Origin of the sequence: Streptomyces sp. A 4/2, assembly GCF_940670765.1 — a bacterium.
Taxonomy (GTDB): Bacteria; Actinomycetota; Actinomycetes; order Streptomycetales; family Streptomycetaceae; genus Streptomyces.
This window is the reverse complement of the sequence record NZ_CALNVW010000031.1, coordinates 70,645-94,540: the sequence shown is the minus strand read 5'-3', so window position 1 is coordinate 94,540 and position 23,896 is coordinate 70,645. Positions and strand designations below refer to the sequence as shown.

Sequence of the window (23,896 nt, the reverse complement as noted above, 5' to 3'; positions counted from 1 at the left end):
CCTCAGAACACCACCAGCGCCCGGCCTCCCCTGCCCGCGATCATGTTCTCGAAGGCGGCCGGAATCCCGTCGAGCGCGATGCGTTCGGTGACCAGCGCGGCCAGGTCGAGGCGCCCCGCCCGCACATGCCCGGCCAGCACCGGTAGGTCCACCGCCGGGTCGCAGTTCCCGTAGACGCAGCCGGAGAGGGTGCGCCCCCAGTGGAAGATCTCCAGTGCGTTGAACGTGACCTGCTGGTCCTTGCCGCCGATGCCGACCACCGTGGTGCGGCCACCGCGCCGCGTCGACTCCCAGGCCGTACGGATCGTCACCGCGCGGCCGACGCACTCGACGGCGACATCCACCCCGGACCCGCCGGTGAGCTTCCGGATGTCCTTGGCCGTCGTGCCGGACGCGACCACGAACTCGGTGGCTCCGGCCGCCCGCGCCAACTCCTCCTTCTCCGGCGAGACATCGACCGCGACGATCACCGACGCCCCGGCGATCCGGGCGGACTGGAGCGTGGCGAGCCCGACACCGCCGGCACCGAGGACCGCGACCGTCTCGCCCGCACGGACCCGCGCGGAGTGGTGGATCGCGCCGTACCCGGTGAGGACCGCGCAGCCGAGGAGCGCCGCATCGGTGAGCGGGATGCCGTCCGGCACCGGGAGGACACAGTCGGCGGCGACGACCGTCTCCTCGGCGAACGCCGCGACGTTCAGGCCCGGGTGCAGCTCCGTACCGTCGGCCGTGCGGGCGTGGACACGGCCCGCGCCCGCGAGCGCGTTGACGCAGAGCCACACCTCGCCCAGCCTGCACGGGGGGCAACTTCCGCAGGAAGGTGCCCAGTTGAGCACCACGCCGGTGCCGGGCGCGACATGGGTGACGCCTTCACCGACAGAGACGACGGTGCCCGCGCCCTCGTGGCCGAGGACGGCGGGGGTGGGCACCCGCATGGTGCCGTTGGTGAGGGAGAGGTCGGAGTGGCAGACCCCGGCGGCGGCGAGACGGACCCGCACCTGGCCGGGGCCGGGCTCGGGGAGTTCGATGTCGGTGATCTCCAGGGGAGAACCGACAGCGGGCAGGACGGCGGCGCGGACCACGTTCACGTACTCCTTGCTCGGACGGGAGGGCTTGCGGCCCGGAACCGGAGAACCGGGCCGGAGGTGAAGAGCCGGGGCGGAACCGGAAGGCCGGGTCAGAACTGGAGCGACTTGGTCTGGAGGTACTCGGCGAGGCCGTGCGAGCCGAGTTCACGGCCGACGCCGGACTGCTTGTAACCGCCGAAGGGGGCACGCGGGTTGAACCGGCCGCCGTTGATGTCGACCTGGCCGGTGTCCATCCGCCGGGCGAAGGCGACGGCCTCCGCCTCGTCCGCGGCCCAGACGGCGCCCGCGAGGCCGTAGACGGTTGCGTTCGCGATCCGCAGGGCGTCCTCCTCGTCCTCGTACCGGAGGATCGAGACGACCGGGCCGAAGATCTCCTCCTGCGCGATGGTCATCTCCGGGGTGACATCGGCGAAGAGGGTCGGGCTGACGTAGTAGCCCCGGTCCAGCGGCGCCTCGGGGCCGCCCGCCACGAGCCGGGCGCCCTCCTCGACGCCCTTCGCTATGTAGCCGCGCACGCGGGCCTGCTGCTTGGCGTTGACCAGTGGCCCGACCCGCTCGCCCGGTACGTACTTGCCGATCGCGGCGGCGGCGAGGGCCACCGCCTCCTCGTACTGGTCGCGGTGGACCAGCATCCGCGTCCAGGCACTGCACGTCTGGCCGGAGTTGCCCATGACGTTGGCGATCCCGACATGGACGGCCTTGGCCAGGTCGGCGCTCGGGAGGATCACGTTGGCGGACTTGCCGCCGAGTTCCAGGGCGACCCGCTTGATGGCCGCGCCCGCGACCGCGCCGATCTGCCGGCCCACGGCGGTGGACCCGGTGAAGGAGACCAGGTCGACGCCGTCGTGACCGGCCAGGGCCTGGCCCGCGACGGGACCGGTCCCGGTGACGAGGTTGAACACCCCGGCGGGCAGGCCCGCTTCGCCGGTGGCCTCGGCGAACAGCTGGGCCGTCAGCGGGGTGTCCTCGGCCGGTTTCAGTACGACCGTGCAGCCCGCGGCGAGCGCCGGGGCCACCTTGGCCACGATCTGGTGCAGCGGGTAGTTCCAGGGGGTGATCGCGCCGACGACGCCGACCGGTTCGGAGAGGACGGTGGAGTTGCCGACCTTCTCCTCGAAGGGGTAGGTGGCGGCCAGTTCGGCGTACGACCCCGCGACCAGGGCCGGCAGGCCCGCGTGCACCGTCTGCGAGAACGGCAGCGGTGAGCCGAGTTCCGCGGTGACGGTCTCGGCGATCTCGTCCTTGCGGGCGACGAGGGCGTCCCGCAGGGCGGCGATCCGCGCGGCCCGCTCGGCGGGCGGGGTCGCGGCCCAGCCTGGCAGAGCCGCGCGGGCGGCCCGCACCGCGGTGTCCACGTCCTGCGGCGTACCGGCCGGGACCCGGCCGATGACCTGCTCGTCCGCGGGATTCACCACCGCGATGGTGTCCTGGCCCGCGGCGGCCCGCCACTCGCCGCCGATGTACATCCCGTCGTGGGCCTTCATCGCACTCCTCCAGAGCCTCCGGCGAGGTACCGCCGCGTCGTACACGCGACGTGACCCCATGAGCCGTTCACGTAGGCCGTCCGCGTGAGTCGTCCAGCACCCAAACTAGCGCCGTTAGTTTTCCGGCGCCAGGACACGCCCCGCCACGGATCAGACGTCGAGTCCGGGCAGGTCCGCCGGCGCCGGGCAGATCCTGCGCCCGTAGTGGTCGAAGACGTACAGGTGGGCGAGGTCGACGAGGAGCGGCACCTGCGCGCCGGTCCGCACCCGGAGATCGGGGCTGGTGCGCACCACCAGGTCGCTTCCCCCGAGCGTGGGCCGGTCCGGGGCGTGCACCGGGCGGGGGGCCTGGGGCTCGTCGAGGACCACGACGGGTCCCGAGACGTGCCGCTCGGCACGCGCCTTGATCCGGTTCAGTACGCCCGGCGGGGGGTTCCTGCGGCGCCGCGACGGCGGGGCTGCGCGGGGCGACTCCAGGTCGGGTACGACGGCGGGCCGCGAGCCGGTGTCGAGGTGCACCAGCGCCTCGTGCCCCTGGTACTCCAGGTGCTCGACCAGACCGCTGATCGGGACCTCGCCGGGGCGGGCCTGGCTGGGCGGAGCGATCCGTACGGCCTCCGAGCGCAGGCCCACGATGAGCTGTCTGCCCTGCTGGATCCGGAGCAACTGGTGGTCGGTACTGAGCGGTTCGGGCAGCCGCAGCCGCTGCCGGCCGAGATCGATCGACATCGCGCCCTCCAGCGGCGCGTGCACGACGGCCTGCAGCAGATTGATGCGCGGGGTGCCGATGAACGCGGCGACGAAGACGTTCTCCGGCAGTCCGTACGCCTCACGTGGCCGACTGACCTGCTGGAGCACCCCGCCGCGCATGACCGCGACCCGGTCCCCGAGTGACATCGCCTCGGACTGGTCGTGGGTGACGTACACGGTCGTGACACCCAACTCGCGGGTGAGGTGCGCGATCTCGGCCCGCAGATGGTTGCGCAGCTTGGCGTCGAGGTTCGACAGCGGCTCGTCCATCAGGAAGACCGACGGGCGCCGCGAGATCGCCCGCCCCATGGCGACGCGCTGCCGTTCGCCGCCGGAGAGCTGGCCGGGGTAGCGGTCCAGGATGTCCTCGATGCCGAGCATCCGGGCGGTCGCCTCGACCCGCGGGCCGGAGTCCTCCCCGGGTGCCTCGAAGCGGAGCGGGAAACCGATGTTGTCGCGGCTGGTCATGCTCGGGTAGAGGGCGAAGTTCTGGAAGACCATGGCCATCCCGCGCTCTCCCGGCGGCAGGTGGTTGGCGTACGCGCCGTCGAGCAGCAGCTCGCCCTCGGTGATGTCCTCCAGCCCGGCCACCATGCGCAGGACGGTCGACTTCCCGCATCCCGAGGGGCCCAGCAGCACCAGGAACTCGCCCGGTTCCACGTCGAGGGAGACACGGTCCACGGCGCGGACGCCACGGTCGTAGGACTTGGAGACGCTGCGAAGAGAGATGGCGCGAGACATGGAATTCCGCTCGGGGCGATCAGCGCGACGGCTGTGAACTGATGTGACGACCGGTCCGCAAACTAACCGCATACCGAGGGGTTGGGAATGGCCTGAACGGACCTTTCCACCTCGACCGGGAATCCGTTCAGCACAGCGGTCCCGGAAAGCGGATCGATCAGGGAACCGTCGAGCAACTGGTTCACATTGACCCCGGGGCGGGCGGCTGCGACGGCCGTCCGGGTGCCCTTCCTGTCGTGCCCCCAGCCGTGCGGCAGGCTCACCACTCCGGCCCTGACCGCGTCGGTCACCTCCACCGGTACATCGAGTTCGCCGCCCGCCGAACGGACCCTGGCCCGGTCGCCGTCGGTGAGCCCGAGCCGGGCGGCGTCCTGCGGAGCGATCTGGAGGGTGCAGACGTTGGAGCCGCCGTTGAGGGCCGGAAGGTTGTGCATCCAGCTGTTGTTGGAGCGCAGATGACGGCGGCCGACGAGGACCAGCGGCGCGGGCCGCGCGGTCAGCGAGCGGCGCAGCCGGGGCAGATCGGCCGCGAGGGGGGCCGGGAGGAGTTCGATGCGCCCGCTGCGGGTCCTGAGCACCTCCGGTACGCGTGGCCGCAGCGGTCCCAGATCGATTCCGTGCGGCTGGTCCACGAGCTGGTCGAGGGTGAGGCCGTACGGGCCCAGGCGCAGCATCAGATCGAGGCGCCGTTCGGGCCCGGTTCGCCCGGTGAGCTGCCCGGCCAGTTCCGCGGGTGCGCCCGCCCTGCTGAGCGTCCGGCCGATGATCGCGGCGTCGACCTGGGCGGGGTCGCTGCCGTGCATCTCCCCCAGGGCCAGGATCAGCCGGGCGTGGATCTCGCTCTCGTCGAGCAGCCCCGGGTCGAGGGGCACGGCGGGCCGTGAGTAGCGGACCTGGTTGCGCACGGCCAGCGCGTTGAAGACGAAGTCGAAGTGGGCACTCTGCGAGGGCGGCGGCGGGGGCAGCACCACATCCGCGTGGCGCGAGGTCTCGTTGAGGTACGGGTCGATGCTCACCATGAAGTCGAGCCCGGCCAGAGCCCGGTCGAGGCGCTCCCCGTCGGGTGCGGAGAGCACCGGATTCGCGGCGATGGAGATCAGGGCGCGGATCTGCCCCTCGCCGGGTGTCTCGATCTCCTCGGCCAGCGCGGTCATGGGCAGTTCGCCCTTGGCCTCGGGGTGTCCGCTCACCCTGCTCCGCCAGCGGCCGAGTTCGAAGCCCTTGCCGGGGGCCGCGGGGCGCGGTGCCCGGCCGGTGGCGGAGAGCGGGAAGAGGACGCCGCCCGGCCGGTCGAGGTTGCCGGTGAGGATGTTGAGCACGTCGACCAGCCAGTTGGCCAGGGTGCCGAACTCGACGGTGCTGCTGCCGACCCGGCCGTAGACGGCGGCCGTGGGAGCGGCGGCGAGGTCGCGGGCGAGGGTACGGATCGTGACGGCGTCCAGGTCGCAGGGCCCGGCGACGGCTTCGGGGGTGAAGTCCCGTACGGCTTGCTCGACTTCGTCCAGGTCCTGGACGTGGTCGGTGAGCGCTCCGAGGGCGGTGAGCTTCTCGTCGAAGAGGGTGTGGACGAGGGCGGCGAGCAGCAGGGCGTCGGCGCCGGGCCGGATGGCGAGATGCCGGTCCGCCATTTTCGCCGTGCGCGTCCGGCGGGGGTCGACGACGGTGAGGGTGCCGCCGCGGCGGCGGAGCGCCTTGAGTCTGCCGGGGAAGTCCCCGGCGGTGCACAGACTGCCGTTGGACTCCAGGGGGTTGGCGCCGAGGAGCAGCAGGTGGTCCGTACGGTCCAGGTCGGGCACCGCGATGGCGAGCGGATCGCCGAAGAGCAGTCCGCTGGACACGTGTTTCGGCATCTGGTCGAGGGTGCTCGCGGTGAAGAGGCTGTGGGTGCCCAGCGCGGCGAGCAGGGCGGGCGGGTAGAGGGCCCCGGCGACGGTGTGGACGTTCGGGTTGCCGAGGACGACGCCCACGGCGTGCGGACCGTGCTCCTGGATCAACGGCCGCATCCGCTCGGCGATCAGGTCGAAGGCCTCCTGCCAGCCCGCCTGCCGGAGGGCGCCGCCCTGACGGATCAGCGGGGCGCGCAGCCGGTCGGGGTCGGCGTCGAGCTCGCCGAACGAGGCGCCCTTGGGGCAGATGAAGCCGCGGCTGAAGACGTCGTCGCGGTCACCGCGGGCCCCGGTGACGCTGGTCCCCTCGATGGTGAGGGTGAGTCCGCAGGTGGCTTCGCAGAGCGGGCAGATACGCGGAGCGGTACGGACCGCGCTGGTGGCGGGTACCTCGTCAGGTGCGAGCACGGGCCCTCCCGGGGCGACAGCGGTGGCACACGGGCGCCCCGAGCATACCGACCGGTAGGCATGTACGGGAGGGATCGGGCCGGATCCGGGGACGCGCGCCCGCCCCCGGTGCGGGGCCGGTCTCAGTCCAGCACCGGCGCGAGGTATGCGTACAGCAGTTCCCGGGTCTCCCCGATCAGCTCGGTGTCCCCCGACGGCTGGGCGCGGAAGGCGAGTTGGAGCAGGGCGTCGGTGGCCTCGACGCCCACGAGAACCTTGCGGCGCAGCCTGCCGTCCGCCGCGCGGCCGAGGTGGGCGGCGAGCAGTTCCGAAAGGCGGTCGGCGACCTTCGGATTGGGTTCGTCCACGGCCCCTGGTCCGCCGAAGTCGACGAACGCGAAGCCGGGGACGGTACGCCGCATACCGAGGTACTCGTCCAGCACGGTGTCGATCACACCACGCCAGTCCGCCGGCGGGACGGCGCTCAGCCGGTCGGCGACCCGGTCCGCGTAGCCGTCCAGATTGCGCTGGGCCAGGGCGTCGGCCATGGCGCGCTTGTTGCCGAAGAAACGGTAGACGGAGCCGATGGGGACGGCGGCCCGCGCGGCGACGGCACGGGTGGTCAGCTGCTCGTACCCGCCCTCGTCGAGGATCTCCGCGCAGGCGTCGAGTATCCGGGTCAGCCGCTCGGCACTGCGCTGCTGGACGGGGACGCGACGGAGCGCGTTCGGATCGGGCATGGGCTCCATGATGCCTGCCGCGCTCCGGCCGCCCGGGAAGTCTCCCGTTGACGGGCGGTAACCGCAATCCTACTGTTGAGCATAGGATTCCTTCGGCACAGGAGCGGGCGATGAGCGGCATCGAGCAGGCCAGGAAGACGGCCGGGGCACTGACCTACGCCTCCGGCTTCGGCAACGAACACAGCACGGAGGCGGCGCCCGGCGCCCTGCCGCACGGGCGGAACTCCCCGCAGCGCGCACCGCTCGGCCTGTACGCGGAACAGCTCAGCGGCTCCGCCTTCACCGAGCCCCGCGCCCACAACCGGCGCTCCTGGCTCTACCGGATCAGGCCGTCGGCCGCGCACCCGCCCTTCGTACGGATCGACAACGGCACGGTGCGCGGGGCGCCGTTCACCGAGACGGTCCCCGACCCCAACCGGCTGCGCTGGGACCCGCTGCCCGAGCCCGCGCCGGGCACGGACTTCCTCGCCGGCCTGTGGACCCTGGGCGGCAACGGCGACGCGGCGCAGCGCACCGGGATGGCCGTGCACCTCTACCACGCCAACTCCCCCATGACCGACCGGGTGTTCAGCGACGCCGACGGCGAGCTGCTGATCGTTCCCGAGCGCGGCGGGCTCCTGATCCGTACCGAACTGGGGCTTCTGAGCGCCGGGCCCGGACAGATCGCGCTGATCCCGCGCGGGGTGCGGTTCCGCGTCGAGCCGCTCGACGACACGGTCCGCGGGTACGTCTGCGAGAACTACGGCCGCCCCTTCCAGCTCCCCGACCTGGGCCCGATCGGCGCCAACGGCCTCGCGCACGCACGGGACTTCCTGGCCCCGGTCGCCGCGTACGAGGACGGGGAGGCCGCGGAGCGCCCGGTGCAGGTGATCAACAAGTTCTGCGGGAACCTCTGGTCGGCGACCTACGACCACTCGCCGCTGGACGTGGTCGCCTGGCACGGCAACCACGTGCCGTACGTCTACGACCTGCACCGGTTCAACGTGCTGGGGTCCATCAGCTACGACCACCCGGACCCGTCGATCTTCACGGTGCTGACCTCCCCGTCGGACACCGCGGGGCTCGCCGGTGTGGACTTCGTGGTCTTCGCGCCGCGCTGGCTGGTCGGCGAGGACACCTTCCGGCCGCCGTACTTCCACCGCAATGTGATGAGCGAGTACATGGGCCTGATCGAGGGCGCGTACGACGCGAAGACCGCGGGCAAGGGCGGCTTCGTGCCCGGCGGCGGCTCCCTGCACAACATGATGTCCGCGCACGGGCCCGACCGGGAGACCTTCGAGCGCGCCAGCGCGGCCGAGTTGAAGCCGCAGAAGGTCGACGACGGGCTGGCCTTCATGTTCGAGACGCGCTGGCCGGTGACGGCGACCGGGCAGGCGGCGACCGCGGGACACCTCCAGCCCCGGTACGACGACGTGTGGCAGGGGCTGCAACGTCACTGGAAGGCCTGAGGGATACTCCACCGGAAACGACAGCCGGTCGTATGTACGTACGGAGACCCAGGTGACCGCCTTCGCGCCCGACTCGCTGGTCCTGAACCGCAGACTGCCGCTCTGGTACCAGGTCTCGCAGTCGTTGCGCGCCTCGATACTGGGCCGCCGTCCGCAGGACCCGCTGCGGCTGCCCACCGAGGAACAGCTCGCCGGGCACTACCGCGTCAGTGTGCTCACCATGCGTCAGGCCCTCAAGGAGCTGGAGACCGAGGGGCTGATCACCAGGCACCGGCGGCGCGGCACCTTCATCGACCCCGGCGCCCGCCCGAGCGCTCCGCGCCGGCTGCTGGGGTCGATCGACGCGATCGTCGCCCAGCAGTCGGGCGAACGCACGACGGTACTGGGGCACGGCGCGGTTCCGGTGCCCGGTGAGCTCGCCGAGTACTTCCCCGGCCTGGAGGAGATCGTCGACTACACCCGGCTGCGCTGCGACGGCGACAGCGGGGAGCCCACCAACTGGGCGGAGAACGCGCTCCGCCCGGAGATCGCCGCCCGGGTCGACGTCGGCGACCTGGAGCGCTGGCCGATGACCAAGGTGCTGCGGGACGGGGTGGGGGTGCGGATCAGCCGGATCACCGACACGGTCGAGGCACGGCTCGCGGACCCGGTGACGGCCGACCTGCTCCAGGTCCCGCTGCTCTCGCCGATCCTGCACTACACCGGGGTGACGTACGACGAGGAGGGACAGGTCGTCGACGTGGCCCGGATCCGCTACCGGGGGGACCGGTTCTCCTTCTCGGTCACCGTGGAGGCCCCGTAGGGCCCGTCGGACCCTTCGGACCCTGGCCCCCGTAGGCGCCCCGTCGCGGCGGCGGTCCGCACATGCCTCAGCAGCGTTTTGAGCCTTTAATTCTTCATGTCGCACGGTGCCCCGTTCCGGAGCAGCGCGCGGGAAGGCTCCTCCAGATCTCGGCGGCCCGCGTGCGCCGGTTCCCGTTGGGAGAGACGCATGCCGCTGGCTCAGCCGCCGCACGGCCCGGGGTCCCACCGGGCGGCGCCCGGGAAGAAGGACGCGCTGCGCGGGCTCGGTGAGTGGTGTGCCCGCCACTGGGTGACGGTGATCGTGGGCTGGCTGGTCGCCCTCGCGGCGCTCCAGGGCCTGAGCCACACGTACGGCGGTGACTACTCCGACAATTTCTCCCTGCCCGGGTCCCAGGCGCAGAAGGGCCAGAACGTCCTGAAGAAGCACGATCCGGCCCTCGGCGGGTACGGCAGCCAGATCGTGCTGCACGACACGTCGAAGCCGCTCACGGACTTCGGCTCGCAGATGAACACGGTGATCGGCAGCCTTCAGAAGCTTCCGCACGTGCTCTCCGCGCAGAGTCCGCTGCCGTCCGACGGCTCGACTCCGCCTCCGCAGTCGGGCCCGAACGTCGGGCCGCTGTCCACGGACGGATCGACCGGCTACATCACGGTCCGCTTCGATGTGCAGCCCTCCACCCTGGATCCGTCCTACCTCGACGGCGTGGACCGGGCCGTCCAGCCGCTGCGCTCCGCCGGGGTCGACGTCGAGTACGGCGGCCCGCTGGGCGAACTGGCCCGCCCGCAGCCCAACGACAGGATCAGCGAACTCATCGGCTTCGGGGTGGCGATCCTGGTCCTGGTGATCGGCTTCGGCAGCGTGCTCGCGGCGGGTGTGCCCCTGCTGACCGCGCTGATCGGTGTCGTCTGCGGGCTCGCCTGTCTCGGGCTGCTCGCCTCCGCGTTCGCCTTCGCCACGGTCGCCCCCACCCTGGCCACCATGATCGGCCTCGGTGTCGGCATCGACTACGCGCTGTTCCTGATCACCCGCCACCGGCAGGGCCTGATGAACGGCGCCGGAGCGGTGACGGCCGCGGGCCGGGCGGTGTCCACCAGCGGGCGCGCGGTCCTGGTGTCCGGCTGCACGGTCGTCATCGCCCTGGCCGGGCTGTCCGTCTCCGGCATCAGCTTCATCTCCAAACTCGGCGTCGCCGCCGCTGTCACCGTGGTCACCGCGGTCCTCGGAGCGCTCACCCTGGTGCCCGCGCTGCTGGGGCTGCTCGGCCCGCGGATCGACAAGTACCGGGTCCGCAAGCCGGTCGCCGAGTCGGACGCCGCGCCCGGCGAGGAGGCTCACGGCACCTGGCACCGGTACGCGCAGCGGGTGGAGCGCCGCCCGTGGTGGTTCCTGGCCGGCGGGGTGGTCGTGATCGCGGTGCTCGCCGTCCCGGTCTTCTTCATCCAGCTCGGTCACATCGGGGACGGCGCCGACCCGAAGTCGTTCACCGACCGCCGGGCGTACGACCTGATGACGCACGCCTTCGGCCCCGGCTCGAACGGGCCGCTGACCCTGGTCATCGACCAGACCTCGGTGCCGTCGTCGGACCGTTCCGCGCTCGCCTCACAGGCGCAGAAGGCGCTGACGGACGTCCCCGGAGCCGCGACCGTCACCCCGCTGACGCCCACCCAGGACGGGGACGTACTGGTCGGCACCGCCTACTCGGAGCAGGCCCCGCAGGACGAGACCACCACCCGGCTGACCGACCGGCTGGTCCACGACACGCTGCCCGCCGCCGTCTCGGGCACGAAGGCGCACGGCTATGTGACGGGAACGACCGCCGCCCAGGTGGACTTCCTGGACATCGTCTCCAGCCGGCTGCCGCTGATCATCGCGGTGGTGGTCGCCCTGGCCTTCCTCATCGTGCTGGCCGTCTTCCGCGGGCTGCTCGTCGCGGTCAAGGCCGCCGTGCTGAACGTCCTGTCCATCGCCGCCTCGTACGGGGTCGTGGTGGCCGTCTTCCAGTGGGGGTGGGGCGGTCCGGCGCTGGGGGTGTCGGGCAAGGTGCCCGTCGAGAGTTACGTCCCGATGATGATGTTCGCGATCGTCTTCGGCCTGAGCATGGACTACGAGATCTTCCTGCTCACCCGGGTCCACGAGGCATGGCTGCGCACCGGCGACCCGAAGGCGAGCGTCGCGCACGCCCTGGAGATCACCGCGCTGGTCATCACCTGCGCCGCGCTCATCATGGTGAGCGTGTTCGCCGCCTTCGTGATCAGCGACAACATCGTGGTGAAGATGCTGGGTCTCGGCCTGGCCGTGAGCGTGCTGATCGACGCGACGGTGGTGCGGCTGCTGCTGGTTCCGGCGGCGATGACCCTGCTCGGCAGAGCGGCCTGGTGGACGCCGCGCCGGCTGGACCGGATCCTGCCGCACGTGAACACCGAGGGCGGGCCGGACACCGGATCCGCAGCGCACTGAGGCCCCCTGCCGGACGGGCCCGTTCCGGTATCACCGCAGGTTGCTATCGTTTCGTGGCGGGTTCCGGAGAGGGACACCACAGCGAGCGGGGGAGGTTCCATGGGGCTGTTCGACAGCATCCGCGGGGAATTCATTGACATCGTCGAATGGACCGACGACAGCCGGGACACCATCGTGTGGCGGTTCCCGCGGCACGACAACGAGATCAAGATGGGCGCCCGGCTCGTCGTACGCGAGTCGCAGACCGCGGTCTTCGTCAACGAGGGCCGGATAGCCGACGTCTTCGAGCCGGGTACGTACACCCTGGAGACACAGAACCTTCCGGTGCTCGCCACCCTGAAGGGCTGGAAGTACGGCTTCAACTCGCCTTTCAAGGCCGAGGTGTACTTCGTCACCACCCGTCAGTTCACCGACATGAAGTGGGGCACGCAGAACCCCGTCATCGTCCGTGACCCCGAGTTCGGGATGGTACGGCTGCGGGCCTTCGGCGCCTACGCCGCGCGGGTGGTGGACCCGGCCGCGCTGCTGCGTGAACTGGCGGGCACCGACCCGCAGTTCCGCACCGAGGAAGTGCAGGAGTACCTGCGCCAGCTGATCGTCGGCAAGCTGGGCAGCGCGCTCGCCACCTCGGGCGTACCGATGCTGGATCTGGCGACCCGGCAGGACGAGATCGGCACCAGGCTGGCGGGGGTGCTCACCGAGGAACTGAAGCCGGTCGGTATCGCCGTCCCCAAGTTCATCATCGAGAACATCTCGCTGCCGCCCGAGGTCGAGGAGGCCATCGACACCCGTTCCCGGATGGGGATCGCGGGCAACCTCGACCAGTACAGCCAGTTCCAGGCCGCCGACGCGCTCGCCGCCGGTGCCCGCACCCCCGGCAGCGGGGTCGGCGAAGGCATGGGCCTGGGACTCGGCATGGCCGCCGGACAGCGGATGGCCGCCGGGCTCACCCCCCAGCCCGGGGCTGCCGCTCCGGCGCCCGCCGCTGCCCCCGCCCCTGCGGCGGGCCCGCCGCCGCTGCCCGCCCAGGACCAGTGGTTCGTCGGTGTCAACGGCGCCCAGCAGGGGCCGTACGACAGCGCCGCGCTGGCCGGTCTGGTGAGCGCGGGCACCCTGACCCGGGCGTCGCTCGTCTGGAAGGACGGGATGCCCGGCTGGCTGGCCGCCGACCAGGTGCCCGATGTGGGCAGACTCTTCGGCGCCGTCCCGCCGCCGCTCCCGCCACAGGCCTGAGAGCGGCAGGACGATGAGCACCGACGAGCAGAACTCGGCCGCGCCCGGCGCGGTCTCGCGTTCCTACCCGTGCCAGGCGTGCGGCGCCACCGTGGAGTTCGCGCCCGGCTCCGACGCCCTGCGCTGCCCGTACTGCGGCCATGAGCAGGCGGTCACCGCGGTCCCGCGCCAGGTCCGTGAGCACAGTTTCGACGAACTGGCCACGCTGCCCGCCAAACCGCTGGGCACCACGGCGGAGGGCGTCCGGACGTACGTCTGTCCGGGCTGCGGCGCCCACACCGAGAGCGACGACCTCTCCGCACGCTGCCAGTTCTGCGCCACCGCGCTGGTCGCCGAACCGGACGCCACCGAGCGGGTGGCACCGGAGGCGGTGGTCCCGTTCGGCCTGGGCCACGACGAGGCCCGTACGGCGTTGCGCAAGTGGACGTCGTCCCGCTGGTTCGCGCCCTCCAGCCTGAAGAAGGTCAGTGAGGCCGAGACGTTCAGGGGCAGCTACCTGCCGCACTGGACGTACGACGCGGAGACGGTCTCCGACTACCGCGGCCAGCGTGGCGTGTACTACTACGTGACCGAGACGTACACCACCACCGAGAACGGCGAGACCGTCACCAAGACCCGCGAGGTGCGCCGCACCCGCTGGTATCCGGCCTCCGGGACGGTCGACCGTGACTTCGACGACGTACTGGTCGCCGGGACCACCCATGTCGCCCACGAACAGCTGGACAAGCTGACGCCGTGGCCGCTGGAGGAGGCCAAGCCGTTCCAGCCCGAGTACCTGGCGGGGTTCCGGACCGTGCGGTACGACGTGGAGCCCGAGGACGGGCTGGAGACGGCCAAGGAGCGGATGGCCAAGGTCATCAGGTCCGACTGCCGCAAGGACATCGGCGGTGACGAGCAGCGGGTGCACTCGGTGGACACCCGGTACTCGGGGCTCACCTTCAAGCTGATGCTGCTGCCCGTGTGGTTCCTGACCTACCTGTACGCGGGCAAGAGCTGGCAGGTCATGGTCAACGCCCGCACCGCCGAGGTGATCGGCGAACGCCCGTACAGCAAGGGCAAGATCGCCGCCACGGTGGTGGCTGCCCTCGCCGTCATCGCGGTGATCGTCCTCCTGGTGGTCAGAAAGTAGAGCCGGTTCGGGAAGGGGGGCGCTGGGCAGGTTGGCCGGCGCCCCCCTTTCGTGTGTCGGGGAACGCACGGTGCCCCGTCGAACCTTGCGGGCTGCGGCACGAGAGGCCCTAGCATGCGGACCGTGACGGATGACGTTCCCCTGCTCGACGATCTGATGCCCTGGTCGGTGAGGTCCCCACGGCTGGGGCGCGACTGGGTGGTGGCGCCCGACGCCCGTTCGCTCAAGGCCCGTTGGGACACGCTGGTACGGGCCGAAGGGCCCGAGCGGGAACGGCTGTTCCGCCCCACCAGGGCCAGGACGCCGGAGAGTTCCGTGTCCGCGCTGCCGGGACAGCCCACCGGGACGGGCCGCTTCAGCCGGGAGTCGGGCCCGTGTCCCGCACCGGTACGGTTCGGCCTCGGCCCGTTCGACGAGCAGTGGCTGATCCCCGATCACCGGCTGCTGGACGCCGCACGCCCGGAGCTGTGGCGGGTCGCCGACGAGCACCAGCTCTTCGCCGTCGAACAGCCCGGCACGGCGGGAGACGGCGCGGCGGGAGACCCGGGCCCGGCGCTGCTGGTCTCGGCGGTACTCCCGGACGGCCGTTCCCCGGCGGGCCGGTCCGGCCGGATCAGGCCGCTGCACCGCAGGCCCGGCGGGGCCGAGCCCAATATCGCTCCGGGGCTGGCGGATCTGCTCACCGCGCGCTACCGGCAGGAGGTCACCGCCGAGCAGATACTCGCCTGGGCGGTGGCCGCGGCCGGGCCGGTGCCCGGCGGGTGCGGTGTACCACTGACCGCGGACCCGCGGCTCTGGTCGTCCGGGGCCGAACTGGGAGAGCAGTTGCTGCGGATCCAGCTGCGCGGGGCGCGCGGCGGTGACCGGCCCCGGCTGCCCGGGGGCCGCCGGCCCTACGTGCGGGCCGCCGTCCCGCCCCGGCCCGAGGCGCTCACGTACGACCCCGGCGAGGAGGCTCTGCTGCTCGGCACCGGGCGCATCTCGCCGGTGCCCGCCGGGGCCTGGGACTTCACGGCGGGCGGGGTCCGGGTGCTCGACCTGTGGTTCGCGCGCAGGACCGCTCCCGCGGAGCCCGGCACGCTGGAGGCACTGCGGCCGGGCGGCTGGCTCCCCGAGTGGAACTCCGAACTGCTGGAGCTGATCACCGTGCTGGCCCTGCTGGCCGGACTCCGGTGCGATCAGCGGGAGTTACGGCGGGAGCTGGCGTCGGGCCCGCGTATCGGGCGGGCCGAGCTGGAGGCGGCGGGCGTCCTTCCGGTACCCGCGGCGGCGCGCCTCCCCGCTTCGGTGCTCGACCATCACGAGGAGGGCCCTGAAGGTCAGTTCGCCCTGGTGTGACCCGGTCGTCACCCGTCCGTGGGCACGAACGAGTCGAGCACCCGGGTCACCGCCCGGTCGAAGTAGGCGTCCATGTCCGGCGGCGGCGCCGCATCCGTGAACGCCGCCGCCAGATGCGGATAGCGGCCCGAGCCGATCTCCCGCACCAGATAGGCCGTTCGGACCGCCTGCTCCTGCTCGGCGGACCACGGCAGGGCCCGGGTCCGCTCGGCGGTCTGGACCTCGTTGGCGACATACGTGAGGACCAGCCCGCTGACCATCGCGATCAGCTCCATCTTCTCGCCGTAGGACACATCGAGCGGCTCCAGGCAGGCCAGGCTGTGGTCGATGAAGCGCAGCCCGTTCGGCGTGAAGCCGCGGTTCGGCGCCATCACCTGCGCCATCCACGGGTGTCTGCGCATGATCGCGCGGGCCCGGCGCGCGAGGTCCAGCGTGTCGGCCCGCCAGTCGCCCGACGGTTCACCGGTCAGGTCGTGCTCACCGGCCGCCGCGTCGAACATCAACTCGTACAGGTCCTCCTTGTGGGGGACGTAGTTGTACAGCGACATCGTTCCGCAGCCGAGTCCGGCCGCCACCCGGCGCATGGAGACGGCCGCCATCCCTTCCGCGTCGGCGATGCGTACGGCTTCGGCCGCGATGTCGGCCCGGCTGTACGCGGGACGGGGGCCGCGCCCGGCCCGCTCGGGACGGGCCCAGATCACTTCGGGTTCAGCAGGTCGCCCCGCCATGGATCATCACCTCGCCCACCATCTTAGTTACGTACACCGTACGTAGTGCGCTATGGTTCCCGCATGACAACTACGTACGCTGTACTTAGTGAGGGTCTGGAGAAGCGGTTCGGCACGGTGCGTGCCCTGCGGGGGCTCGATCTGGCCGTCGCCGAGGGCACGGTCTGCGGGATGCTCGGACCCAACGGGGCGGGCAAGACGACCGCCTTGCGCGTCCTCACCACACTGACGACCGCCGACGCGGGCAGCGCCACCGTCGCCGGGCACGACCTCCGCCGCGACCCGGGCGGCGTCCGCGGCGCCATCGGGGTGGCCGGCCAGTACGCCTCGGTCGACGGCGAACTGACGGGCCGGGAGAACCTGCGGCTCTTCGCCGGGCTGCTCGGCATCAGGGGTGCGGCGGGCCGGGCGCGCGCCGGTGAGCTCCTGGCGCGGTTCGGCCTCACCGAGGTCGCCGACCGCCCCGCCCGCACCTACTCGGGCGGGATGCGCCGACGGCTGGATCTGGCCTCCAGCCTGGTCTCCCGGCCCGCCGTCCTCTTCCTCGACGAGCCGACGACGGGCCTCGACCCGCAGAGTCGCGGCCGGATCCAGGACGCGGTGCGCGAGCTGGCGGGGAGCGGCACGACCGTACTGCTGACCACGCAGTACCTGGAGGAGGCCGATCAACTGGCCGACGACATCGTGCTGGTGGACCGGGGCCGGGTCACGGTCACCGGCACGCCGGCCGAGCTGAAGGCCCGCATCGGCAGTTACGCGGAGGTGATGGTCGCCCACGAGTCGGCGATGGCCGCCGCGGCCGGTGTACTCGACCAGCTGACCGGCGCCGAGCCCCGGCTGGACCACGAACGGCACACGGTCGGGGTGACGGTGGTCGACCCGTCGCTCACCCTGCCGCGCATCGTCCGCGAACTCGACGCCGCCGGTGTACCGGTCCTCGACGCGAGTCTGCGGCCGCCGACCCTCGACGAGGTCTTCATCCGGCTCACCGACCGGACGGAGGCCATGGCATGAGCGCCCTCGTCCACGACGGAACGGCCATGCTCGGCCGCCATCTCCGGCGGATCCGCCGCGCCCCGGGCGTGCCGGTCCTGACCCAGACCATGCCGATCACGATGCTGCTCTTCTTCGGCTACGTCTTCGGCAGCGCGCTCGCGATGCCCGGCGGGCAGTACCGCGCGTACCTGCTGCCGGGCCTGCTCGCGGCGACCGCGTCCAACGGCATCATGACCGGGATGTTCCAGGCGGCCCAGGACTCGCACCGGGGCGTGATGGACCGCTTCCGCACCATGCCGGTCAGCCGCGCCGCGGTACCGCTGGGGCAGACCGCGGCGGACACTCTCCTCACAGCGGCCGGAATGGTGCCGCTGGCCCTGGTGGGGCTCGCGGTGGGGTGGCGCATCGAGGGCGGCCCGTTGCACGCGCTCGCGGCCTTCGGTGTCCTGCTGCTCTTCCGCCTCGCGACCAGCTGGGTCGGCTGCTGGCTCGGACTGCTCATCCACAACGAAGAGGCCGCGGGCCAGCTGGGCAGCGCCACCTTCATCCTTCCGCTGCTCTCCGGCGCCTACATCCCGACGGACGGAATGCCGGGATGGCTGCGGACGGTGACGGAGTGGAATCCCATCAGCGCGGTGGCCACGGCGGTGCGCGAGCTGTGCGGCAACGCGCGACCCGCGGCGGATGCCGCCTGGCCGCTGCTCCATCCGGTCGCGGGCTCGCTGCTGTGGTCGCTGGTGCTGCTCGCGGTGTTCGTTCCGCTCACGGTCCGCCGGTACGCCCACGGCGGGAAGTAGACGGAAAATACCCTCGTCCGAGGGGTGGTGGGGCCAGGTCCGCAACCGGTCGGCCTGCGAGCTGGGGAGGACTCGCGGGACGGACCGGACTCGCGAACGGAAGAGAGCCTGCCGGACCGGGCTCACGGAAGGTCAGGCCCCGCGGACCGGCGAACACACCGAAGCGCCACTGCGCGCCCCGGGAATGACGGGCGGGACGTGAGCAGCGCCGCACCGGGACGGTGTGGTCGCTCGATCGTGGATCGGTCGTTCCGGTTCGGAGACTTCAGCCGCGGCTGCCGAAGAGCGAGCGGCGCAGCCGCCGCAGGGGCGCGAAGAGCTTGACGCGTGCACCCCTGCTCGTGCTGGAGTGTGCGACGTCACGCGAGGTGAGCTCACGCATCAGGGACGTCGCTTCTGCCGACTCCCGCTGAGGGACGACAGGGCCGCCCAGCACCGAGAGATGGCGGTCGAGACGCGAACTGGTCGCGCCGCTTCCGCAGGTGATCGCAGGCACTCGTGGCCTGCTGCGCACTGTTATCTGTTCCATGTCACTCCCCACCCGTACAAGGGCATCCGGCCCGGCGCACAGTAACCCTATCGCCCCTCGGCCACACCCGTGTATCCCGGGCGCCGGATTCACCGGCCCCGTACGGAGGTTGACGTGACTCTCCGAATGCGTCTGATTCCAGGGCGAGTTGCGTCCTGCCGGCCGGACCGGCCGCTCCGGGGGTCCTGGCGTACGGGGGCCCCGGCCGGCGGGGCCCCCTCCCTGGCCGACGCGTGTCAGTCCTGGGCGTTGAGCACCGGCAGATAGCCACCGGACTGACCGGCTGCCGTGGGGTGGTACGACTCGGTCAGATCGAGCAGGTTGACGCTGTGCAGCCAACTGTTCGAGGAGCAGATCTCGTGCCCGGTGAAGGCGGAGGCGATGTCACCGAAGGCGAAGCCGTGGTCGGCGGCCCGCTTGGCGGTGACGGAGTTGAGGTGGTCGGACGCCGCGTTGATCGCGGCGCGCTCGGTCTCGCTCAGTCCGACGATGCAGCTGCCGTTCAGCTGGTAGAAGCGCGGGTAGCCGAGCACGACCACGTGCGCCGAAGGGGACTTGGCGCTGATCGCCGAGTACACCTTGTCGAGCAGACCCGGGAGGGTCGAGTCGATGTAGCTGTTGGCCGTGGCGAGACTCGCGAGGCAGGTGGACTCGGAGTGCAGTACGCAGTCGGTCATGGTGCTCGCGAAACCGGCGTCGTTGCCGCCGATGGTGAGGGAGACCAGGCTGGTCGACGAGGTGAGAGCCGAGAGCTGGCTGGACAGGACATCACCCGTACGGGCGCCCGAACATGCCACGAAGGCGAACGACGAGGGCGCGTGGGCAGCCGCCCAGAGCTTCGGATACGCGAGGGTGCTGCGCTTGCAGTCCCCGCTGGCACTGTCGTAGCTGCCCGATCCGACGCCCGCCGAGTACGAGTCACCGAGGGCCACATAGCTGGTGGATGCGGCCTGTTGAGCACCCTGTGCCGCCCCCGCCCCGGTGAGGGCGAGTCCGACGGCGAGCAGGACCGAGGACGAGAGAGTCGCAAATCTGGACAGTTTCATGGAACCTCCCTTAGCAGGATTTCCGCCACGTCTGTCGTACCAGGCCACGCCCATGAACTGGAAGTGTCCATGCCAATTATTCGAAGCTTCGACGGCCCGGAGTCATCTCATCGCCATTGAAGCCCGGCATTCGGCCCTTCGGGGGGAAACTCCGTTCAACCACCCGATCGATGACAGTTCGTCAGCACACGCGCCGCACGCGCCCGCCCGCGCCACCTACCACAAAGGGCGTGCGCCGGTCGCCCGTGTGCCGGATCATGGGCGCCATGTCCGCAAACCCTGAGGCATCCCTGCCGATCCGGCTCAACGTCGACGACAGCGATTCGCCGTCCGATGTCGTCGATGCGCTGTTCCTCGGCCGCTTCGCCACGGGCGAGCAGCCGTACTCGCACAGTTCGACGATCGACCGCGTCAAGAAGGGGCTCACCCTGGTGCCGCCAGGAGCGACCGTGCTGCGCGCGGCGCGTGACGACGACCGCAGCGCGACGCTCGCCGAGGGCGAGGGCTGGACCCTGCTGGTCTCCCGCTGGAACCGGGGCGCCGATGTCACGGTGACCGCGGTCAGCGAGGAACTGGCGGCGAAGGTCCTCGCCCAGTCCACGGACGGCGCGCAGGACGAGCCCGAACCGCAGCCCGAGAACGTCACCATGGGCTTCTGGTACGTCTCCCCGCGCCGCGGCCCGCACCGCACGACCCGGCAGATCGCGGCCGGCACCTGGGAGGACGTGCGCGTCAACTACACGATGCCGGTGGCCGAGGCGCTGGACGGCCTCATGAAGGTCACACCCGACGACATCTCGGGCCGGCTGCTTCTGCTGCACGGCCCGCCCGGCACCGGCAAGACGTCCGCGCTGCGGACCCTGGCCCGTTCCTGGCGCGACTGGTGCCAGGTCGACTGCGTACTCGACCCGGAGCGGCTGTTCAACGACGTCGGCTATCTGATGGACATCGCGATCGGCGAGGACGACGGTTCGGCGAAGGGCCGTTGGCGGCTGCTGTTGCTGGAGGACTGCGACGAACTCATCCGCGGCGAGGCCAAGCACACGGCGGGCCAGGCACTGTCCCGTCTGCTGAACCTCACGGACGGACTCCTCGGGCAGGGCCGGAACGTCCTGGTCGGCGTCACCACCAACGAGGATCTGGAGCGCCTGCACCCCGCGGTGGTCCGTCCGGGCCGCTGCCTCGCACGTATCGAGGTCGGCCCGCTGACCCGCAAGGAGTCGGCGGCCTGGCTCGGTACGGAAGTGGGGCTCGGGCGGGAGGGCACGACGCTGGCGGAGCTGTACGCGCTGCGGCGCGGGGCGGGACCGGCGTCCGTACCGGCGCAGGAGCGGGGCGTCGACGCGGGGCTGTACCTGTGACGCGGGCCCGGGTCCGGAGCGGGCCCGGACCGGTCGGCGCCGGAATCGCCGCGCGTGAACCCTTGAGGTGAACGCGGCCGGGACCGGGCCAAGTCCCTTCCCCGGCCGGTTACTTCGCGTACGCGGCCCGCAGCGCGTCATCGACGGCGGCCCGCGCCGCCTGCTGCCCGAGCCCCAGCCGTACCGCCCGCTCGGCGAAGACCCGCGCCGCCTCCGCCGCCTCCCGCTCCGCCGCGTCCCCGGCGGCAGCGACAAAGGTGCCGTTGCGCCCCCGCGTCTCGATCACGCCGTCGGTCTCCAGCGCCCGGTAGGCCTTGGCGACCGTGTTCGCGGCGAGCCCCAACTCCCCGGCCAGGCCGCGAACCGTCGGCAGCCGGTACCCCACCGGGAGTCTGCCCGAGCGCGCCTGTTCGGCGATCCGGGCCCGCAGTTGCTCGTACGGGGCGGTGGCGGAATCCGTATCAATGGCGATCTTCAGAGTCACCCTCCGATTCTCCCCCATTCCGGTCCCCGCTCCGCGCCCTGCGGCGGAGAAATAATGGGGAGGCGCCCGGTCATGGCGCCCGCCTACTCTCCCCTGACGACAAGCGGTCCGGTACGAGATCTGTGCGACGGAGGTACGGCATGCCCGAGAACTCGGCCGAGGTCGGCGTGGTGCTGACGAAGGCGGGACGGACGAAGATCGCCTATCCGGCGACGGTGCTCTCGGACGACGGCACCCGGGTGACCGTACGGGCGGAGTGGGCCGGGAACGGCGTACGGGACTTCGGGTTCGTCCGCTTCGAGCCCGGCGATGTCTTCACCGAGCACTACTGGCGCGACCGGTGGTACGCGGTGAAGGAGGTGCGCGCCGGGACGGGTGAACTGAAGGGCTGGTACTGCGACGTGACCCGCCCGGCCGTGGTCGGTGACGGTGAGCTGGTGGTCGAGGATCTGGACCTCGACCTGTGGGTGTCGGCGGACGGGGCCGACATCCTCCGGCTGGACGAGGACGAATTCGAGGCGAGCGGTCTCGCCGCGCGCGACCCGGAAGCGGCGAGCCGTGCCGTGCAGGCCCTGGACGAGCTGGAACTCCTCGCCGAACGCGGGCAGTTGCCGCACTCCTGACCGGATCGCCCGTAGCTGAGCACCCGTTCGGTGTGATGTCCCACGACGCCCCCAGGAAGGCGGTACGGCCCGGGAAGCCCCCGTCCAGGAGCCGCGACGGCCCGGCCCGGCGCGTCGTCCCGGCCCGCCGGTCCGTCTCAGGCCTTGGCCACCAGTACGTACCGCTCGTCGTCGACCTCGTGCCCCCACAACGCCGGGTCGGCCGAGAGCAGTTCGTGGTGGACGGACTCGGTGAGCGGGTCGAGGGCGGCCATCAGCTGGCCCGCGGAGAGCCCCACTCCGCCCCACACCCCTTCGACGAGTACGAGCCGGCCGCCCGGGTTCAGCAGGGAGCACCAGTGCTTGAGCGCGGCCTCGTGGTCGGGCAGCAGCCAGACCACGTGGCGGGCCAGCACCACGTCGAAGCTGCGCTCACCGACCGGCGGCAGGGCGGCGTCCCCCACCAGCACCTCGGCATCGGTGCCGGCCAGCTTGGCCCGCGCCTGGTCGGCCATCCGGGGCGAGAGGTCCACCGCGGTGACCCGGTGGCCCTGTCCGGTGGCAAGGAGGGCCAGGCTGCCCGTACCGCAGCCGACGTCGAGGATCTCGGCCCGCTCCCCCGGCAGCCAGCGCTTCATCCGCCCCGCCCAGGCCTCCCGCACACCGGGGTCACGCAGGCCGTGGTCGGCGCCCTCGTCGAAAGTGTCGGCAACGGTATCCCAGTTGATCGTCATGCGCCGATGCTCTCAGGTACCACTGACAATCCGGCTGATCCCGCGTCGGCGAACGCGCGGCGCCCCTCCTGACCTGGGAACGCCGCGCCGGTCGGGCCGGTCGTGCGGGCGCGCTCAGCCGATGGCGGAGGCGCAGGTAGTGGGGGTGGCGTGGGCGGGGTCGAGGGCGTTGGCGACCTCGTGGTAGGCGATCCGGTCGGTGAGCCCGATGACGACGTGTTCGGAGAGGTCGGCGGCGCACTTGTCCTGGAGCAGGACGTTGTCGACGTCGGGTCCGTCCAGGAACTGGGTCCGGTACGGGGTGACCACCTCGTCGTACTTGGTGGCGATGACGGTGTAGTGCACCCCCGGAACCGTGTCGGGCACCGAGTTCAGCTTGCTGATGAAGGGCGAGCCCGCGACCTGGTCGGCGAGTCCCGGTGCGCCCTTCTGGAGGATGTCGGCTGCGCCCGGGAAGTACGGCAGGAGTTTGGTGAGACCCGACAGGGTCGTGCCGTGGTTGTCGGGCGCGATGCCGGTCAGGGAGTTCACCTCGGCCGCACCGCCGAGGAACTTGATGTAGTAGTTCGGCATCATGCCGCCCTGCGAGTGGCCGACGAGGTCGGCCTTCGGCGCACCGGTCGCCGCGAGCACCTTGTCGACGAAGCCGGAGAGCTGTTCGGCCGACTTGTCGATCGGGCCGAGCCCGTCGAAGAGGGTCTCGCCCGGGAGTTGCCCGTAGTCGAGGGAGAAGACGCAGTAGCCGCGGTCGACCAGGTACGGGGCGAGCGCGAGGAAGTTGTCGGTCGCGTTGCCGAGGGTTCCCGGGACCAGGACGACGGGGCGGGGGTGGGCCGCGGACGGCTTGCAGGAGTAGTTGTTCCAGCCGCTGCTGGGGGCGGAGGCGGCCTGCGCTGTGGTGGCGGCGGGAACCACGGCGGCCGTGACCGCCAGGGCCAGCGCGGAGAGGGGTCCGAGCGCACGTTTCCAGGGCAGCATCGAGTGTTCTCCTTGAGACTCAGGGGAGTTGCGACGGCTGTTCGCCCTGCGGCCCGGACCACCAGAGTGTTCTGCTCACGCCAAATTACGCGTGAGTAAGGTAGCGGGGGAAGTTACGCGTCGGTAAAGAACTGATGGAGGATCAGGGGCTGATC

General features: G+C 71.6%; 20 protein-coding genes and 1 pseudogene. 10 read left to right on the top strand and 11 right to left on the bottom strand.

The window, feature by feature from the left end; translation table 11 throughout:
- Positions 1–2: 2 nt before the first annotated feature.
- The 5 genes from NBY69_RS23155 to NBY69_RS23135 form a co-directional block, all read right to left on the bottom strand.
- Positions 3–1,082: a Zn-dependent alcohol dehydrogenase gene (locus tag NBY69_RS23155; RefSeq protein ID WP_250303629.1), complete on the bottom strand. Its 1,080-nt coding sequence runs from the start codon at positions 1,080–1,082 to the stop codon at positions 3–5.
- 95 nt (positions 1,083–1,177) lie between these two features.
- Positions 1,178–2,572 carry an aldehyde dehydrogenase family protein gene (locus NBY69_RS23150; protein WP_250303218.1) on the bottom strand — a complete coding sequence of 465 codons (1,395 nt, stop codon included), beginning with the start codon at positions 2,570–2,572 and terminating at the stop codon, positions 1,178–1,180.
- A gap of 150 nt (positions 2,573–2,722) precedes the next feature.
- On the bottom strand, positions 2,723–4,063 hold the full coding sequence (locus tag NBY69_RS23145) for an ABC transporter ATP-binding protein (protein WP_250303217.1): 1,341 nt from the start codon (positions 4,061–4,063) through the stop codon (positions 2,723–2,725).
- A 62-nt stretch (positions 4,064–4,125) separates the two neighbouring features.
- Positions 4,126–6,357 carry a molybdopterin oxidoreductase family protein gene (locus tag NBY69_RS23140; RefSeq protein WP_250303216.1) on the bottom strand — a complete coding sequence of 744 codons (2,232 nt, stop codon included), beginning with the start codon at positions 6,355–6,357 and terminating at the stop codon, positions 4,126–4,128.
- A gap of 122 nt (positions 6,358–6,479) precedes the next feature.
- On the bottom strand, positions 6,480–7,085 hold the full coding sequence (locus NBY69_RS23135) for a TetR family transcriptional regulator (protein ID WP_250303215.1): 606 nt from the start codon (positions 7,083–7,085) through the stop codon (positions 6,480–6,482).
- Positions 7,086–7,186: 101 nt separating this feature from the next.
- Between NBY69_RS23135 and hmgA the strand changes: the two genes are divergently transcribed.
- From hmgA to NBY69_RS23105, 6 genes are all read left to right on the top strand, one after another.
- A complete protein-coding gene (gene hmgA / locus NBY69_RS23130; RefSeq protein WP_250303214.1) occupies positions 7,187–8,524 on the top strand; it encodes a homogentisate 1,2-dioxygenase in 1,338 nt (445 codons plus the stop codon).
- Between the two features lie 52 nt (positions 8,525–8,576).
- Positions 8,577–9,326 (top strand): GntR family transcriptional regulator, encoded by a 750-nt coding sequence (locus NBY69_RS23125; protein WP_250303213.1) that lies wholly within the window; start codon positions 8,577–8,579, stop codon positions 9,324–9,326.
- 189 nt (positions 9,327–9,515) lie between these two features.
- On the top strand, positions 9,516–11,786 hold the full coding sequence (locus NBY69_RS23120; RefSeq protein WP_250303212.1) for an MMPL family transporter: 2,271 nt from the start codon (positions 9,516–9,518) through the stop codon (positions 11,784–11,786).
- A 99-nt stretch (positions 11,787–11,885) separates the two neighbouring features.
- Complete coding sequence (locus tag NBY69_RS23115; protein WP_250303211.1) at positions 11,886–13,019, top strand: SPFH domain-containing protein; 1,134 nt, start codon at positions 11,886–11,888, stop codon at positions 13,017–13,019.
- 13 nt (positions 13,020–13,032) lie between these two features.
- Positions 13,033–14,148, top strand: coding sequence for a hypothetical protein (locus NBY69_RS23110; RefSeq protein WP_250303210.1), 1,116 nt, complete (start codon positions 13,033–13,035; stop codon positions 14,146–14,148).
- A 114-nt stretch (positions 14,149–14,262) separates the two neighbouring features.
- A complete protein-coding gene (locus tag NBY69_RS23105; protein ID WP_250303209.1) occupies positions 14,263–15,486 on the top strand; it encodes a type ISP restriction/modification enzyme in 1,224 nt (407 codons plus the stop codon).
- 8 nt (positions 15,487–15,494) lie between these two features.
- On the opposite strand, the gene NBY69_RS23100 is transcribed toward NBY69_RS23105, so the two are convergent.
- The gene (locus tag NBY69_RS23100; protein ID WP_250303208.1) at positions 15,495–16,214 is read right to left on the bottom strand and encodes a TetR/AcrR family transcriptional regulator; all 720 of its coding nucleotides are present in this window, start codon (positions 16,212–16,214) and stop codon (positions 15,495–15,497) included.
- A 63-nt stretch (positions 16,215–16,277) separates the two neighbouring features.
- Between NBY69_RS23100 and NBY69_RS23095 the strand changes: the two genes are divergently transcribed.
- Entirely contained in the window at positions 16,278–17,228 is a 951-nt protein-coding gene (locus tag NBY69_RS23095) for an ATP-binding cassette domain-containing protein (protein ID WP_250303207.1), read from the top strand.
- The gene (locus NBY69_RS23090; protein WP_250303206.1) at positions 17,225–18,007 is read left to right on the top strand and encodes an ABC transporter permease; all 783 of its coding nucleotides are present in this window, start codon (positions 17,225–17,227) and stop codon (positions 18,005–18,007) included. Before NBY69_RS23095 ends, NBY69_RS23090 begins: the two co-directional genes overlap by 4 nt.
- Before the next feature lie 265 nt (positions 18,008–18,272).
- Here the strand turns inward: NBY69_RS23090 and NBY69_RS23085 are convergent, their stop codons facing one another.
- Together NBY69_RS23085 and NBY69_RS23080 are read right to left on the bottom strand one after the other, a co-directional pair.
- Positions 18,273–18,536, bottom strand: a complete 264-nt coding sequence (locus NBY69_RS23085; RefSeq protein ID WP_250303205.1) for a hypothetical protein — start codon at positions 18,534–18,536, stop codon at positions 18,273–18,275.
- 236 nt (positions 18,537–18,772) lie between these two features.
- Entirely contained in the window at positions 18,773–19,582 is an 810-nt protein-coding gene (locus NBY69_RS23080; RefSeq protein WP_250303204.1) for an SGNH/GDSL hydrolase family protein, read from the bottom strand.
- Positions 19,583–19,848: 266 nt separating this feature from the next.
- Here NBY69_RS23080 and NBY69_RS23075 point away from each other — a divergent pair, with 266 nt between their 5' ends.
- Positions 19,849–20,943, top strand: coding sequence for a DUF5925 domain-containing protein (locus NBY69_RS23075; protein ID WP_250303203.1), 1,095 nt, complete (start codon positions 19,849–19,851; stop codon positions 20,941–20,943).
- 109 nt (positions 20,944–21,052) lie between these two features.
- Here the strand turns inward: NBY69_RS23075 and NBY69_RS23070 are convergent, their stop codons facing one another.
- The gene (locus NBY69_RS23070; protein WP_250303202.1) at positions 21,053–21,427 is read right to left on the bottom strand and encodes a GntR family transcriptional regulator; all 375 of its coding nucleotides are present in this window, start codon (positions 21,425–21,427) and stop codon (positions 21,053–21,055) included.
- A gap of 140 nt (positions 21,428–21,567) precedes the next feature.
- On the opposite strand from NBY69_RS23070, the gene NBY69_RS23065 reads away from it, so the two are divergent.
- Positions 21,568–22,050: a DUF402 domain-containing protein gene (locus NBY69_RS23065; RefSeq protein WP_250303201.1), complete on the top strand. Its 483-nt coding sequence runs from the start codon at positions 21,568–21,570 to the stop codon at positions 22,048–22,050.
- A 140-nt stretch (positions 22,051–22,190) separates the two neighbouring features.
- Here NBY69_RS23065 and NBY69_RS23060 read toward each other — a convergent pair.
- Together NBY69_RS23060 and NBY69_RS23055 are read right to left on the bottom strand one after the other, a co-directional pair.
- Positions 22,191–22,763 (bottom strand): annotated as a pseudogene (locus tag NBY69_RS23060) (class I SAM-dependent methyltransferase); the annotation flags it as partial.
- Between the two features lie 114 nt (positions 22,764–22,877).
- The gene (locus tag NBY69_RS23055; RefSeq protein ID WP_250303200.1) at positions 22,878–23,741 is read right to left on the bottom strand and encodes a triacylglycerol lipase; all 864 of its coding nucleotides are present in this window, start codon (positions 23,739–23,741) and stop codon (positions 22,878–22,880) included.
- Positions 23,742–23,896 lie beyond the last annotated feature (155 nt).

Coding starts and splice junctions, on each gene's coding strand:
- NBY69_RS23110 (WP_250303210.1), top strand. CDS start 13,033: ATGAGCACCGACGAGCAGAACTCGGCCGCGCCCGGCGCGGTCTCGCGT.
- NBY69_RS23085 (WP_250303205.1), bottom strand. CDS start 18,536: ATGGAACAGATAACAGTGCGCAGCAGGCCACGAGTGCCTGCGATCACC.
- NBY69_RS23120 (WP_250303212.1), top strand. CDS start 9,516: ATGCCGCTGGCTCAGCCGCCGCACGGCCCGGGGTCCCACCGGGCGGCG.
- NBY69_RS23065 (WP_250303201.1), top strand. CDS start 21,568: ATGCCCGAGAACTCGGCCGAGGTCGGCGTGGTGCTGACGAAGGCGGGA.
- NBY69_RS23080 (WP_250303204.1), bottom strand. CDS start 19,582: ATGAAACTGTCCAGATTTGCGACTCTCTCGTCCTCGGTCCTGCTCGCC.
- NBY69_RS23100 (WP_250303208.1), bottom strand. CDS start 16,214: ATGGCGGGGCGACCTGCTGAACCCGAAGTGATCTGGGCCCGTCCCGAG.
- NBY69_RS23055 (WP_250303200.1), bottom strand. CDS start 23,741: ATGCTGCCCTGGAAACGTGCGCTCGGACCCCTCTCCGCGCTGGCCCTG.
- NBY69_RS23115 (WP_250303211.1), top strand. CDS start 11,886: ATGGGGCTGTTCGACAGCATCCGCGGGGAATTCATTGACATCGTCGAA.
- NBY69_RS23105 (WP_250303209.1), top strand. CDS start 14,263: ATGCGGACCGTGACGGATGACGTTCCCCTGCTCGACGATCTGATGCCC.
- NBY69_RS23095 (WP_250303207.1), top strand. CDS start 16,278: ATGACAACTACGTACGCTGTACTTAGTGAGGGTCTGGAGAAGCGGTTC.
- NBY69_RS23150 (WP_250303218.1), bottom strand. CDS start 2,572: ATGAAGGCCCACGACGGGATGTACATCGGCGGCGAGTGGCGGGCCGCC.
- hmgA (WP_250303214.1), top strand. CDS start 7,187: ATGAGCGGCATCGAGCAGGCCAGGAAGACGGCCGGGGCACTGACCTAC.
- NBY69_RS23135 (WP_250303215.1), bottom strand. CDS start 7,085: ATGGAGCCCATGCCCGATCCGAACGCGCTCCGTCGCGTCCCCGTCCAG.
- NBY69_RS23075 (WP_250303203.1), top strand. CDS start 19,849: ATGTCCGCAAACCCTGAGGCATCCCTGCCGATCCGGCTCAACGTCGAC.
- NBY69_RS23145 (WP_250303217.1), bottom strand. CDS start 4,063: ATGTCTCGCGCCATCTCTCTTCGCAGCGTCTCCAAGTCCTACGACCGT.
- NBY69_RS23090 (WP_250303206.1), top strand. CDS start 17,225: ATGAGCGCCCTCGTCCACGACGGAACGGCCATGCTCGGCCGCCATCTC.